Genomic DNA, 14,152 nt, shown 5'->3' with positions numbered 1-14,152 from the left:
AATCAACATGCACTCAAAATGCAAATTAATTCTCATCACATAACGTTAAACTTCGATTTTTTTAAAATCTTAATGATCAAGTATAGTACTATCTTTTTATAAATTATATACAAACCTAAATGTCACAAAACGTGGCTGTATAAAAGTCTCTGAACTAAATACAGAGAAGTTATTTGCGTTATTTCGAATCTGAGAATCGATATTTAACAAGTTCGTGGCTTTTATCTCATATTCCCATTTTGCATCATTATTTTTTCTGTATGAAAATGTTGCATTCCAATTTTGAAAAGATTGAGAATTCCCATCATTAGAACTCTGATTTGTATAGGAATAATCTGTTCTAAAAGTTACTGATTTCCATATGTAAGCATCAAATTCAATAGATGGTCTATTTGTTGTAAAAGTTGTTTTTCTACTACCTTGAATATTGGTAGACACACTGTAACGATATCTTAAATTAATGTTTGGAGCTTTTAAATAATTCGTTCTAATCCCTGGAGTGTATGTTTGAATATAACGCTCGTTTAACGATTGAATTCCTTGGATAAATTGATTGATCTTACTGTAATTTAAACCTGTTCCAAAACTAGCTCTAATTTTACCGAATGTCTTTTGAATTCTTCCAAAAACATTAGCATTTTCATCTGCAAAATTGGAATTGAAAAATGTACTCGTTCGTATCACATTTTCAAAGTTTGTTAAACTCCTAATTTGATCTATATTTTTAGAATATGATGCTCTTGCAAATATATTTGTGTAGTTGAATAAATTAAAACTACTGTAAAATAAACTCAAATTATGTGATAAAGCATTCTGTAATTCTGGCTCTCCAAATTGAATATTATTAAAGTTATTCAACACTAACCCTTCTGCTAATCGAGTAACATCTGTAAATTGATTTCTCATTTCATAACGAAAAGTAAGTGCTTCACTTTTCTTGAATTGTACTCGTGTTTCAAAATCTGGTAGAATTCTAAAAAAACCTTCATCATAATTTACTCCAAATTGTGTATTGCTATTTCCATAAGCATGTAACGAAAAACCAGGTGTGATTGTGAAAATTCCCTTTTTTACTCTATAGTGAACTCCTAAATAAACATCACTAAAATTATATGTAATGTTATTTCCTAACTTACCATCATTTATTGTTGGAGTAGGATTAAATTCTGATCCATCATTTAAAAACTGAAATACATTAGAATCAAAATCTTGAGAACTTAAAATAGTTCCGAAAGTTAAATTGATATTACTTTTCGAGTTAATTAAATTGTAGTAATCTAGCTTAGCATCTAATTGATTCGATTTTATCCTTCTATTTTGATTGATATTATAATTATCTTGAGTTGTATCTAACCCTAAAGCTCCAGCTGTTGTATCAAAAGGATCTGTAGTACTATTTGTATTCGCTAATACAGCATTATAAAAAGGATCTTCATTTTTAATTAAATGTTGTGCTTCTAAGGCAAAAATATTAGTGTCATCTAAAGTATAATAGTAATTCAAATTTTGATTAATACTGTAAGGAGAAACTTCATCAAATTGTGTTGTTGTTCCGATTACTGAAGAAAACGAATTTTGATCTTGTTGATCTTTTGAAACTCGAGCTATTACATCATAATCTACCTGATTATTTACATTAGGCTTGTAAGATGCACTTAACTTTAATAATCCTTGATCTGAACGTTCTGTCGTAGATTGATCAGTTGCTTCATCTGGTATACCTAATTCTTGATTTGTATACTGAACAAAACTTGTTTCTCTAGATAATATTTTACTATTGTTATAAATTAAAAAACCACTTAAATCTAAAGTAGATTTTGGCGAATAATTAAAATTCATAGTCGCCAGTTTGTTTTCTATTTTAAGTGCGTTACTCTGGTTGGTTAGAAAATTTAAACTATTATTTCCTAAATTTATACTCGTTCCACTACTCCTACTTGGAGCTCTAAATCCACCTCCAAAACCTCGAATATCCCTTCTGTTTAAAGCTACTTCTCCAATATTATTAATATCTCCAATGAAATTGATGCTGTATTTTGGACTGTAATAAAATAATTTTGGTTGTAATAAATACAAACCTTCGTCTGGAGATTTTCCTCCTCCTGCTGTTACGCTTCCAAACCAAAAATTCTCTTTTCCTTTTTTAAGTTTGATATTTAAAGCAACATTATCTTGATTATTTCTTACACTTCTTAACTGACCAACTTCTGCATAATTTCTCAATACCTGAATTTTATCTACAGCTTTAGAAGGAATATTCTTTGTGGCTAATTTCGTATCGCCATCAAAGAAATCTTTACCATTCACCATGAGTTTATTTACCACCTTCCCTTCTACTTCTATTTGTCCGTCTTCATTAATTTCAACTCCAGGAAGTTTTTCTAAAACATCTTCAAGTTTTCGTTCTGTACCATTTTTAAAAGAATCTGCATTATAAATTAATGTATCACCTTTTATAGTTACGGGCATTTCGTAAGTAATTTCAACTTCATCTAAAGAATTATCAGGTTTTAAAATGAAATCTTTTTTAAGATTTACTTCTTTTACCTGAATAACTTCTTCATAGGTTTTCATACCTATATAACTGATTTGAATTTTATAGGATTTATTTTTCGATAACTTAAGCTCGAACTTTCCTTTTGAATCAGTAATTCCGTAAGATTCTAAGACTTTAGTTGTTTGGTTTATAGCAATAATATTTGCTAAGTCTAACGGAGTATTCAAAGTATCTTTAACTACTCCAGAAATAGTAACTTGGGAAAATGAATTACTGATTATCGAAAAGAAAAAAAGAAATATTATTTTCTTCATAAGAATACAATTAAGGTATTTATTATTAGTTTTTTATCTTCTCCTTCTACCTCTATTGTTTCTCATTTCAATCATTTTACCTTTTATGGTTTCTTGATATGCCATTTTAGTAATCTCTTTTCCTTTTTCAGGAGCTTCTATTTCTATCTTATCTTTAGGATTCATAATTACTTTAGAACATAACATGATTTGATTTCCTGCACTTACTTCTAAAATTAACCCTGGTAAACCCCAATATTCTGCTGGACCATGACTTACAGGAATTTGTGGTGTGTACCAAGCTTCTACTTCAGTCATTTCTATTTTTGGTTCAACTGTGTTTCCTAAAGAATCTTTTTTCTGTTCAGTTTTTCTTAAATCACTCCAAGAAAAATTATACCAGGTTAATTCTTTTGTAGGAATAGAAGCTGTAGCTTTCATGCATAAATAATTTCCTATTTTTTTTGATTCGCTTCCTATTTTCCATTGAATTTTTTGCAATTGATCTTTTACTAAAAAACGTTTACCATAAAATTCTTGACTCTGAATTAACTCATTAGATTGAATATTTTTATACTGATCACCTGGTGAGAAATTTTTCCCCCAAGAATCTGTTGCACCAGATATTGCATCAATCTTTTCTTCTTCTTTAAAGAAAGATTCTTTTCTATTAAATGTTAGTACATATTCTTTTTCTAATCTATTTTTTAATCTAGCTTTTATCTGTTTTTTTTGCATTTCGCTCATTTTAGCTCCCCATCTTCCTAATTCCAACTTTGCTTTAGAAAAGTAAATAGCTTTTCCTTGAAAAGTTTCATATTCAGGTTTGGTAAAACCTAAAACTAAGATTATAGCCAATAATTTAAAAAGTACTGATTTCATGATGTTTGATTAGTTTTGTTTAACAAATATACAAAAAGAGTGAACGAAATAAATTTATTTTATTAAAGATTTAACAATCTTTATGTTAAATCTGAGAGAATTGTATAATCTATTGATGATCAATTTAAATACTTTATATTAGTAAAAACTACTTCTAGAAATGGAAAAATCAACCGAAAACTTTTCAAAACAATGGTTACAAAGATTAAAGGATGAAAGTTGGGAAGCCGAACTTTTAGTCTCTGCTGTAGCAATATTTGGTACATTTAAGCTTTTTGGTATTATCGGTTGGCTAACGAACAAGTTTATAGATATTATAAGTCCCGATTTATATTTTTCTGCTTATATGGTTGTATTCTTTGGTTTGTTTGCCATTAGCATTTTAGCTTCTATGTTTGTTATTCATTTCTCTTTAAGAGCCTATTGGATTGGACTGGTTGGATTAAATTCTGTTTTTCCTGATTACAGTATAAAGGATAGTGCATACTCTAAAATATACACGGAAAAAATGTTAAAAATTCTTCCTAAACTAAAAGATTCTATCGAAAAAGTAGATGAGTTGTGTAGTGTTATTTTTTCTGTGGCATTTACATTCTTACTTATATATTCTTATTTTTCTTTCTTAGCGAGCATTTATATCTTAACCTATAATGCATTTTCAGATACTATTCCTTCTATTTATTTACTAATACCTCTTTTTATATTAGGAATACTATTTGTATTACAAATGTTTCTTTCCATCTACGCCAATTTAAAAAACAACAAGGAAAAAAGTGAACTTCAAATTTTTACTTTCAAAGTAAATAAGTTTGTTTCTATGGTTACTTTCGGACCGTTATATAAATCGATTTTGCAAGTAAGTATGATTTTTGGTTCTAACTTTAAAAAGAAAAAAAGACTAGCGCTTTTAATGTTAGTTTTCATATTTAGTGGCGCATTTACAGCAATATATCAAATTTCAGAAACCAATATTTTATATTTAATTAACCCTAAAAAATATTATAATAACAATTTAATTCGCCCTGTTTTTTATAGTGATACTAATTCAGAAAATACATATTTAATTGGACCAGAAATTGAGTCTGAAAAAATAGATACTAAATTATTCAAAATCTTTATTCCTCTATTTACTTATGAAAATAGATTACGTAGAAAACTTTGTAGTTATAATGATGAAGATTTAGATAATGATAAAAAAAGTGAAATTTTACAAAATTGCTACAAAACTTATGTTACTTTAAAAATAGATGACAAAAAAATCTTAGTTCCTAATTACATCAGACAAATGCATCATAGAACTGATCAATTTGGTATTGTAACCTACATAAATACTGAAGAATTAGCTATGGGACAGCATTACATTTCTGTAAAAAAAGGAGAACATAAAGAATGGAAAATTCCGTTTTTTTTAGAAAAATAGACAGACTTGTCTATTTTTTTATATCTTTGTCATGTGAAACGAGATGTAAGACAACATATTATTGCAACAGCTTCTGATTTATTTTACAGAAATGGCTACAATTCTACAGGAATAAATGAGATTATTTCTGAATCTGGAATTGCAAAGGCAACTTTATACAATCATTTTAAATCAAAAGAAGATATTTGTTTGGCTTACTTGCAACACAAACACAATAAATTTACTCATGATATCAAAGCATTTTGTAGTTCTAAATCTTCTGGTGAAGATCAAGTTCTTGCAGTGTTTGATTTTTTAAGTTTATTCTTTAAAGAAAAAGACTTTAATGGTTGCTGGTGTATTAAAACGGTTTCTGAAATTCCAAAAGATAACGAGAGAATTAGAAATGAAATTCAAAGTCAAAAAAAACAATTAATAGCTTTCATTTCTGAATTAATTACCAAAAACTTAACTATTGTATCTGAAAAGGAGTCAGAAAGTTTAGCTAAACAAATTTATTTATTATACGAAAGTGCTGTTGCAGAAAGTCATTTACATCAAGAAAACTGGCCTATCATGCAGGCTAAAAATATATGTCAAAAAATAGTTTAAAAAATTTTACAATAAAAAAGACAGACCTGTCTGTTCATTAATAAATATTTAAAATTAAATAAAATGGGAAATTTTAACAAGAAAGTAGCTATCGTAGTAGGTGGTACAAGTGGAATTGGTTATGCAACTACACAACAACTTTTAAACGAAGGTGCAACTGTTCATATCGTAGGTAGAAGTATTGATAAAGTAGGTAATCAAGAAAACTTAGTAAAACATAAAATCGACATTACAAACAAAGATGAAGTATCTAATTTAATCGATACTATTGGTGGATTAGACAATGTGGATTACTTAGTAAACGCTTCAGGTATTTTTGGACCTAAACCTTTCTTAGACCATACTGTAGCAGATTATGATTCTTATTTAGACTTAAACAGAGGATTCTTTTTCATTACACAAGCAGCAGCTAAAAAAATGAAAGAAACTAATGGTGGATCTATTGTTAATGTTGGTTCAATGTGGGCTAAACAAGCAGTAAAAGCTACACCTTCTTCTGCTTATTCAATGCAAAAAGCTGGTTTACATTCTTTAACTCAACACTTAGCTATGGAATTAGCTGATCATAAAATTAGAGTAAATGCGGTTTCTCCTGCCGTTGTACAAACACCTGTTTATCATGGAGTTTTTGGTAGTAAAGATGCAGCAGATGAAGCTTTAGAAGGATTTAATGCTTTTCACCCGATTGGAAGAAATGGATTAGCAGATGATGTTGCTAACAGTATTACATTTTTATTATCAGATAAATCTTCTTGGGTTACTGGTGCTGTTTGGGATGTTGATGGTGGTGTAATTGCAGGTAGAAACTAATATTAAAAAAATGCATTTAACGATAAAAGAACTTTTTTCAAAACTAGGAAGTTTAGGAAAAAAATCTCCAAAATCAATGGAAGCTTTTCAACAGTTTGATAAAGTAGCCATGGAAGATGGAGCAATTCCAGCAAAGTATAAAGAATTAATAGCTTTAGGTGTAGCATTGACAACACAGTGTGTCTATTGCTTAGAAATCCACAGAGAAAAAGCTAAAAAAGCTGGTGCAACTCAAGAGGAAATTGCTGAAGTAACTTTTGTCGCTGCTGCATTAAGAGCAGGTGCGGCTGTTACTCACGGTACACATACAATAGATTAATTTTTTAAGGTTAAGCTAAATTTATTAGCTTAACCTTTTTTTATAGGTTCATGGAAAAAAACATCGTTATTCTTGGTGCTGGATTATCTGGCTTAACAACTGCCTATTTATTACAAAAAGAGGGGTTTTCAGTAAAAATTTTAGAAGCTAATACAAGATTAGGTGGAAGAATTTACACGAAGAAAACAAACAATGCCAATATTGAATTAGGCGCAACTTGGTTATGGAAATATAACACAGCATTAATTCAATTATGTAAGGAATTAGGCATTCAACTTTTTAAACAGAAAATGGATGGTGATGCTTTATTTGAAGCCATGAGTGCTCATCCTACACAAAGATTTAACCTACCTCCCAATCAAGAAATAAGTTATAGAATTGTAGATGGTACGCATACTATTATTGAAAAATTAGCTTTTAAAATTGGAAGAAAAAATATTCATCTTAATGAAAAAGTTACACACATAAATCAGTTTGAAAACCAATTAACAGTTACATCAAAAAATAAAACAGATGAAGTTGATTATGTAATTTCTACTGTTCCTCCAAGATTATTAATGCAATCTATTACTTTTTCTCCTGAATTACCTAAAGAGGTAATTACTATAGCAAATCAAACACATACTTGGATGAAAGATTCAATAAAATTTGCTGTTGTATTTGATACTCCTTTCTGGAGAAAAAACGGACTTTCTGGTGTTGGTTTTAGCAATGTTGGTCCTTTTACCGAATTATACGATCATTGTACTGTACAAGAAAATGGTTTTGCGCTAATGGGATTTTTAAATGGTGCGTTAGCTGAGCTAACTAAAGAACAACGAGAAGCTAAAGTTATTCTACAATTAAAAAAGTTTTTTGGTGAACAAGTAAACAATTATTTAGTTTACGATGAGAAAATATGGAAAAAAGAAAAGCTTACTTGTATTCATGATAATCAATTTATTTTTCCGCATCAAAATAATGGACATGAAGTATATCAAAATGCTTTTATGGATGGTAAGTTTTATGTTTCTGGTACAGAAACTTCAAAAGTTTATGGTGGATATATGGAAGGAGCAATAAGAAGAGCAATTGAAATAGTTCAACAAATAACAAAAACTGATTTAAAAATTTAAACCAGTCTTTCTTTTGTAATAAATAAATTACTACTTCACTATTAACTTATGTGTTTGTGTTTAGTCAAGAGTAATAAAATAAATACCTGCAGATAATTCTGAAGTACTTAGTATACTTTCTTCTTTATTTATTATTAGCTTCACAATTATTAACTTAGATTTAGATATAAGGCTTTGTAAATTATATTAACTCTAGTCAATATTTAATCAAGTTAAAATACAATAGAAATCATCCTAAATTAACATGTAAGATTATAATTGTTGGTTAATAAAACTACCTGAAATCAAAAATGAATAAAAAAAGGTTAGACTTTTGGCCTAATCTTTTTTCTATTCGTATTGTTTCATTTCTTGATCGTAAAATGCCCCTGCTTGCTCAATTAAGCCTTCAAGCTCGTTTGCTAATTCTTGCTCATTTTCATCACAAATATCTTCAAACCATTCTACAGAATCATCTTTTAAATTGATTAAGAATCTTGGATATTCTGTGTGTAAAACAAAAATATCTTCTTCGAAATCACTATTATCTGCTAATAAAAATTTAGGTAAGTTCATTATGTTTTGTTTGTATCAATTTTTGAGTTAGATAATTAAAGCGTAAAAATAATAATATTGAAGCAGAAGTTAATCCAGCTAATAGTCCAAGCCAAATTCCAAAACTCCCATACATCTCCTCTTTTCCTAAAAAATAACTTACAGGAAAACCAATTAACCAATATGCAATGAAAGTAATTAGTGTAGGTATAGCAACATCTTGCAAACCTCTTAGTGCTCCTAAAACCATTACTTGAATACTATCACTTATTTGAAAAAATGCAGCCGCAATTAATAACGTAGAAGCTATTTTAATTACTTCCATATTATCTGTATAATTCTGAGCATCATTTAAATCGACATATACATTTGGTAAAATTTTATGAAAAGAGAAAAAGATAATTGCAAATCCGACAGCTAAAATTACACCTAAAAAGAAAATTGAAAAAGCAATTCTTCTTAACTCAATATAATTTTGCAATCCTTTCTGATTACCAACTCGTATCATTGCAGCAACACTTAATCCCATTGCCACCATAAATGTCATAGATGATAAATTTAAAGCAATTTGATTTGCTGCTTGCGGGTTTTTACCCAACAATCCACTTAACCAAATAGCAGCGGTGAAAATAGCTACTTCAAAAAACATTTGCATTGCACTTGGCGCCCCCAAACTAATTATCTTTTTCAACATTAATTTATCTAACACAAAGAATTTTATGTTGGTTACCAATCGTTTTGTTCGCTCTTTTTGAGTTAATAACCACCATAAATACAAGACCATAACAAAACGAGATAATAAAGTCCCATAAGCAGCACCAACAATTCCCATTTCGGGAAAACCAAATTTCCCAAAAATTAACAAGTAATTTAATATTACGTTAGCAACATTCGCAATAATTGTTGCATACATTGGATAGCGTGTCATAGACATTCCATCACTAAACTGTTTAAATGCCTGAAAAACAATTAGGGGAATTAAAGAAAACGCTACTAAATTCAAATAAGGAATCGCTAACTCAACAACTTCATTAGGTTGTTTCATTAAGTATAATAATGGTTTAGAGAAAAAAACCATTAAAAACATTAAAATCCCAAGAGTTGTACACAAAAATAGTCCATGCTTAAATGTAGCTTTAGCTTTATCAAAATTTTCAGCAGCATCAGCTTCAGCAATTAGTGGTGTAATTGCTGTAGAAAAACCAATTCCTAAAGACATCGCAATAAACATAAAGCTATTTCCTAAAGAAACTGCTGCTAATTCAGCTGTTCCTAATTGTCCAACCATAATGTTATCGATAAAACTCACAAAAGTGTGTCCTAACATTCCTAACATTACAGGAGCAGCCAATTGCCAATTATATTTAAATTCAGATGTATATTTTGCTAAATTCACCAAATAAATCTTTCTTTTGAATAAGTACGCGAAGATACTTCAAATTGATAGATTTTAGTTATTTTTGATAGGAATAAAAACAAAAAACAAATGGCTACAGTAACGCTTAAAGGAAACGAAATACAAACTAATGGAAACTTACCAGAAGTAAATTCTAAAGCTCCTAACTTTAAATTAGTTGGCGGTGATTTATCTGTAAAATCTTTAGAAGATTATGCAGGTCAAAAATTAGTATTAAACATTTTTCCTAGTGTAGATACAGGAACTTGTGCTACTTCTGTGAGAAACTTTAATAAAGAAGCTTCTCAGTTAGAAAACACAAAAGTGTTATGTATTTCAAGAGATTTACCTTTTGCTCAGAGTCGTTTTTGCGGTGCCGAAGGTATAGAAAACGTAGAAATGCTTTCTGATTATGTAAATGGTGATTTTGGTAAAAATTATGGTTTAGAGTTTACAAACGGACCTTTAAATGGTTTACACTCTCGTTGTATTGTTGTTATTAACGAAAACGGAGAAGTAACCTATACTGAACAAGTTTCTGAGATTGTTGATGAGCCAAATTATTCTGAAGCTTTAAAAGCATTATAATGGAAACATCATCTAAAGATGGATTCATAAAGCGGCGAATAAAAGGTGTTAGTTATGCTTTTAAAGGCATGAGAATACTAACAACAACCGAAGATAGTATCAAAGCCCAATTTATTATTGGGCTTTTTGCTGTTGTATTAGGTTTTGTTTTTAATATTTCAGCTACAGAATGGATGATTCAACTTACCGTTTCTGGTTTAGTATTGGTTGCTGAAGCATTAAATACAGCTGTTGAAAAAGTTGCCGATTTTATTCATCCTGAGTTTAATAACAAAATAGGAATTATAAAAGATGTTGCTGCAGGTGCTGCTGGTTTTGCGGCAATAATTTCTATAATTGTGGGTTGTATTATATACATTCCAAAAATTACAAGCTTATTCTTGTAATATTTCTATATTTACAGGTCGAAATTTTTACTAGTTAATGGCAAAAAAAACAGTTTCAAAAAAAACAAAAAAAGTAGAGAAGCCTACTAAACCTTCTTTCTTTAAACAAGCTAACGAATTCTTTAAAAACAGGCAAACACAAACGATTTTAGGCGTTTTTCTAGTGCTTTTTGCCATTTTTTTATGTGTTGCTTTTATTTCATTTTTCTTTTCTTGGGAATATGATCAAAGTATTTTAACCGAATTCGGTAATAAACAACTAAAAGCTAAAAACTTATTAGGAAAAATAGGTTCTAGTCTAAGTCATGTATTAGTTTACAACGGTTTTGGATTAGCTGCTTTTATTCTTCCATTTCTAATTCTTTTAACAGGAATTAGCTTTTTACTACAAACTCGATTAAAAAGTATGGTTGCCAGGTGGAATTGGGGATTATTTAATATGTTATGGGTTTCTGTTGCTTTAGGTTTTGTAGAAAAGAAATTAGCTTTGTTATCTGGAACGGTTGGTTACGAGTTAAATGAATATTTACAAACATTTATTGGTAAAACAGGTCTAGCGATAGTACTTATGTTTTTTCTTCTTTCATATATAGTTGTTCGATTTAGAATGACTCCTGAAATGATTAGTGAAAAAATGAAAAAACATGAAAAAGCAAATGATACTGTAGTTGATAATGCTGTTGAAGCTATTCAAGATACTAATCCTTCTTCTACAAAAGAAGCAGAAAAACCTACAGAAGAAACAAAAACAAATGAAAATAAATCTGACTTTGAACTTTCAGTAGACAACTTACAACCTACCATTGGAAATCATTCCACAATTGAAAAGAAAAAAGAAGATAACTTAAATTTAGAAATAAATACTCCTACTCCAACATCTAAAGATGGAAGTGAAACTATAATTTCTGATTCAAACAATGAAGTAGAAATAGCTATAGAAAAAGTAGAAGAAGAAAAAAGTGTAACCGAAAATTTATCTGATCAGTTAGTTCAAGATTTTGGTGAATTTGATCCTACTTTAGAGTTAGGTCAATATCGCTTTCCTACTTTTAACTTATTAAAAGAATACAACGAAATTATTTCTATCGATCCTGAAGAATTAGAAGCTAATAAAAATCAGATTGTAGAAACATTAAAGAATTATAAAATTGGAATTGCACAAATAAAGGCAACAGTTGGACCTACAATTACTTTATATGAAATTGTACCGGAGGCTGGAGTTCGTATTTCAAAAATTAAAAACCTAGAAGATGATATCGCTTTATCTCTTTCTGCTTTAGGAATCCGTATTATTGCTCCGATTCCAGGAAAAGGAACTATTGGTATAGAAGTTCCTAATAAAAAGGCCACAATTGTATCGATGCATTCTGTAATTACTTCTAAAAAGTTTCAAGAAAGCCAAATGGAATTACCTCTTGCATTAGGTAAAACAATTTCTAACGAAACTTTAGTTGTAGATTTAGCTAAAATGCCTCACTTACTTATGGCAGGAGCAACCGGTCAGGGTAAATCTGTTGGATTAAATGCAATACTAACTTCATTATTATATAGAAAACATCCTGCGGAAGTTAAATTCGTTCTTGTAGATCCTAAAAAGGTGGAACTTACTTTATTTAACAAGATAGAGCGTCATTATTTAGCTAAGCTTCCAGATGCAGAAGAAGCAATTATTACAGATACATCTAAAGTTGTAAATACTTTGAATTCTCTTTGTATAGAAATGGATAATCGTTACGATTTATTGAAAAATGCAATGGTTCGTAACATTAAAGAATACAACACTAAGTTTAGAGCTCGTAAATTAAATCCAGAAAACGGACACCAGTTTTTACCTTACATTGTGTTAGTCATTGATGAATTTGCTGATTTGATTATGACGGCAGGTAAAGAAGTAGAAACTCCTATTGCTCGTTTAGCTCAGTTAGCCAGAGCAATTGGAATCCATTTAATTGTAGCAACTCAGCGTCCATCTGTAAACGTAATTACAGGTATTATTAAAGCAAACTTCCCTTCTAGAATTGCTTTTAGAGTAACTTCTAAAATTGATAGTAGAACTATCTTAGATGCACCTGGAGCAGATCAATTAATTGGTCGTGGAGATATGCTTTATTCTGGTGGAAATGACATTACTCGTATACAATGTGCCTTTGTTGATACTCCTGAAGTAGAAAAAATAACAGATTTTATTGGATCGCAACGTGCTTACCCTGAAGCACATCTATTACCAGAGTATGTTGGTGAGGAAGCTGGCACAACTATTGATAATAATATTGCAGATAGAGATAAACTGTTTAAAGATGCAGCTGAAGTTATTGTAACTGCACAACAAGGTTCGGCATCATTATTGCAAAGAAAGCTGAAACTCGGTTATAATAGAGCGGGAAGATTAATAGACCAGTTAGAAGCAGCTGGTATTGTTGGTCCTTTTGAAGGTAGTAAAGCTCGACAAGTTTTAGTTCCAGATTTAATTGCTCTAGAACAGTTATTAGAAAACGAAAAAAATATTTAATTTTGAATAATTTTAAGATCAATATGAAAAAATTAGGAATATTTATATTAGGACTATGTCTTTCACTAAATGTAATGGCACAAAACACATCTGAAAAGGCAAAGAATCTTTTAGATGAAGTTTCTACTAAAATGGGAGCTTATAAAAATATGAATATAGGCTTTACTTCTACCCTAGTTAATAAAGAAGCAGGAATTACAAACGATCCACCTATTCGTGGAAACATTACTTTAGCTGGTGAAAAATATAATTTAAACTATTTAGGGAATAATTTTGTTTTCAACGGAAAGCGTTTAGTTGTAATTAACGCTGATGAAAAAGAGGTTACTATTACTGATGGTGATTTAGAGGAAGAAGATGGATTTATTTACCCTTCAAAATTATTAACTTTTTATAAGGAAGGTTATAATTATGAAATGGGAGACTTAAAAAACAATAAAGGACGAAAAGTTCAGTATGTAGATTTAACTCCTATTGATAGTAATTCTGATATTATAAAAGTTAGATTAGGAATAGATGCTAAAACGAAGCACATCTATAAATTAATCCAAATAGGTTCTAATGGAGCTGAAACTACTTTTACAATTACTAAATTTAAAAGTAACCAAGCTATTTCGGAGAATTTATTTTCTTTTGACAAAGCGAAATATGAAAAATTAGGTTATTTAATAGATTAACCTTAAAAATAAAATAGTAAAAAGCCTCATAGTATTCTATGAGGCTTTTTTATTTATGATGTCCCGTCCTGAAATAAGTTTACACAATTTAGACTTATTTTATGAATAACAATGAATCCAAGAAAAAGCGAACTC

At 29.5% G+C, this 14,152-nt stretch carries 13 protein-coding genes; 9 read left to right on the top strand and 4 right to left on the bottom strand.

What is annotated here, in order from left to right:
• Window positions 1–96: 96 nt before the first annotated feature.
• Window positions 97–2,811, bottom strand: coding sequence for a TonB-dependent receptor (locus Q1A46_RS18525; protein ID WP_299682566.1), 2,715 nt, complete (start codon window positions 2,809–2,811; stop codon window positions 97–99).
• Between the two features lie 33 nt (window positions 2,812–2,844).
• Window positions 2,845–3,672: a GLPGLI family protein gene (locus tag Q1A46_RS18520; protein WP_299682563.1), complete on the bottom strand. Its 828-nt coding sequence runs from the start codon at window positions 3,670–3,672 to the stop codon at window positions 2,845–2,847.
• 160 nt (window positions 3,673–3,832) lie between these two features.
• Between Q1A46_RS18520 and Q1A46_RS18515 the strand changes: the two genes are divergently transcribed.
• The 5 genes from Q1A46_RS18515 (at window position 3,833) to Q1A46_RS18495 (ending at window position 7,927) form a co-directional block, all read left to right on the top strand.
• Window positions 3,833–5,092: a hypothetical protein gene (locus tag Q1A46_RS18515; RefSeq protein ID WP_299682560.1), complete on the top strand. Its 1,260-nt coding sequence runs from the start codon at window positions 3,833–3,835 to the stop codon at window positions 5,090–5,092.
• 33 nt (window positions 5,093–5,125) lie between these two features.
• Window positions 5,126–5,683 (top strand): TetR/AcrR family transcriptional regulator, encoded by a 558-nt coding sequence (locus tag Q1A46_RS18510; RefSeq protein ID WP_197697497.1) that lies wholly within the window; start codon window positions 5,126–5,128, stop codon window positions 5,681–5,683.
• A 63-nt stretch (window positions 5,684–5,746) separates the two neighbouring features.
• The gene (locus Q1A46_RS18505; RefSeq protein WP_299682555.1) at window positions 5,747–6,493 is read left to right on the top strand and encodes an SDR family NAD(P)-dependent oxidoreductase; all 747 of its coding nucleotides are present in this window, start codon (window positions 5,747–5,749) and stop codon (window positions 6,491–6,493) included.
• Between the two features lie 10 nt (window positions 6,494–6,503).
• Window positions 6,504–6,812: a carboxymuconolactone decarboxylase family protein gene (locus Q1A46_RS18500; RefSeq protein WP_299682552.1), complete on the top strand. Its 309-nt coding sequence runs from the start codon at window positions 6,504–6,506 to the stop codon at window positions 6,810–6,812.
• Window positions 6,813–6,862: 50 nt separating this feature from the next.
• The gene (locus tag Q1A46_RS18495) at window positions 6,863–7,927 is read left to right on the top strand and encodes an NAD(P)/FAD-dependent oxidoreductase (protein WP_299682549.1); all 1,065 of its coding nucleotides are present in this window, start codon (window positions 6,863–6,865) and stop codon (window positions 7,925–7,927) included.
• Between the two features lie 330 nt (window positions 7,928–8,257).
• On the opposite strand, the gene Q1A46_RS18490 is transcribed toward Q1A46_RS18495, so the two are convergent.
• Together Q1A46_RS18490 and Q1A46_RS18485 are read right to left on the bottom strand one after the other, a co-directional pair.
• Entirely contained in the window at window positions 8,258–8,482 is a 225-nt protein-coding gene (locus Q1A46_RS18490) for a hypothetical protein (RefSeq protein WP_299682546.1), read from the bottom strand.
• Complete coding sequence (locus Q1A46_RS18485) at window positions 8,469–9,857, bottom strand: MATE family efflux transporter (protein ID WP_299682543.1); 1,389 nt, start codon at window positions 9,855–9,857, stop codon at window positions 8,469–8,471. The genes Q1A46_RS18490 and Q1A46_RS18485 overlap by 14 nt, the downstream gene beginning before the upstream one ends.
• A 90-nt stretch (window positions 9,858–9,947) precedes the next feature.
• On the opposite strand from Q1A46_RS18485, the gene tpx reads away from it, so the two are divergent.
• From tpx to Q1A46_RS18465, 4 genes are all read left to right on the top strand, one after another.
• Entirely contained in the window at window positions 9,948–10,445 is a 498-nt protein-coding gene (gene tpx, locus Q1A46_RS18480) for a thiol peroxidase (protein ID WP_299682540.1), read from the top strand.
• Entirely contained in the window at window positions 10,445–10,831 is a 387-nt protein-coding gene (locus Q1A46_RS18475) for a diacylglycerol kinase (protein ID WP_299682537.1), read from the top strand. Before tpx ends, Q1A46_RS18475 begins: the two co-directional genes overlap by 1 nt.
• Window positions 10,832–10,868: 37 nt before the next feature.
• The gene (locus Q1A46_RS18470) at window positions 10,869–13,340 is read left to right on the top strand and encodes a DNA translocase FtsK (RefSeq protein WP_299682534.1); all 2,472 of its coding nucleotides are present in this window, start codon (window positions 10,869–10,871) and stop codon (window positions 13,338–13,340) included.
• A 74-nt stretch (window positions 13,341–13,414) separates the two neighbouring features.
• On the top strand, window positions 13,415–14,017 hold the full coding sequence (locus Q1A46_RS18465) for an outer membrane lipoprotein carrier protein LolA (protein ID WP_299682532.1): 603 nt from the start codon (window positions 13,415–13,417) through the stop codon (window positions 14,015–14,017).
• The last annotated feature ends 135 nt before the right edge of the window (window positions 14,018–14,152 follow it).

Source organism: uncultured Tenacibaculum sp. (assembly GCF_947502995.1).
Lineage (GTDB): Bacteria > Bacteroidota > Bacteroidia > Flavobacteriales > Flavobacteriaceae > Polaribacter.
The sequence above is the reverse complement of the archived record's forward strand: the minus strand, read 5'-3'. Positions and strand labels throughout refer to the sequence as shown.

Excerpts from the sequence above, each read along its gene's own strand:
- tpx (WP_299682540.1), top strand. The coding sequence starts at position 9,948 with ATGGCTACAGTAACGCTTAAAGGAAACGAAATACAAACTAATGGAAAC.
- Q1A46_RS18520 (WP_299682563.1), bottom strand. The coding sequence starts at position 3,672 with ATGAAATCAGTACTTTTTAAATTATTGGCTATAATCTTAGTTTTAGGT.
- Q1A46_RS18525 (WP_299682566.1), bottom strand. The coding sequence starts at position 2,811 with ATGAAGAAAATAATATTTCTTTTTTTCTTTTCGATAATCAGTAATTCA.
- Q1A46_RS18495 (WP_299682549.1), top strand. The coding sequence starts at position 6,863 with ATGGAAAAAAACATCGTTATTCTTGGTGCTGGATTATCTGGCTTAACA.
- Q1A46_RS18470 (WP_299682534.1), top strand. The coding sequence starts at position 10,869 with ATGGCAAAAAAAACAGTTTCAAAAAAAACAAAAAAAGTAGAGAAGCCT.
- Q1A46_RS18505 (WP_299682555.1), top strand. The coding sequence starts at position 5,747 with ATGGGAAATTTTAACAAGAAAGTAGCTATCGTAGTAGGTGGTACAAGT.
- Q1A46_RS18465 (WP_299682532.1), top strand. The coding sequence starts at position 13,415 with ATGGCACAAAACACATCTGAAAAGGCAAAGAATCTTTTAGATGAAGTT.
- Q1A46_RS18515 (WP_299682560.1), top strand. The coding sequence starts at position 3,833 with ATGGAAAAATCAACCGAAAACTTTTCAAAACAATGGTTACAAAGATTA.
- Q1A46_RS18475 (WP_299682537.1), top strand. The coding sequence starts at position 10,445 with ATGGAAACATCATCTAAAGATGGATTCATAAAGCGGCGAATAAAAGGT.
- Q1A46_RS18500 (WP_299682552.1), top strand. The coding sequence starts at position 6,504 with ATGCATTTAACGATAAAAGAACTTTTTTCAAAACTAGGAAGTTTAGGA.
- Q1A46_RS18490 (WP_299682546.1), bottom strand. The coding sequence starts at position 8,482 with ATGAACTTACCTAAATTTTTATTAGCAGATAATAGTGATTTCGAAGAA.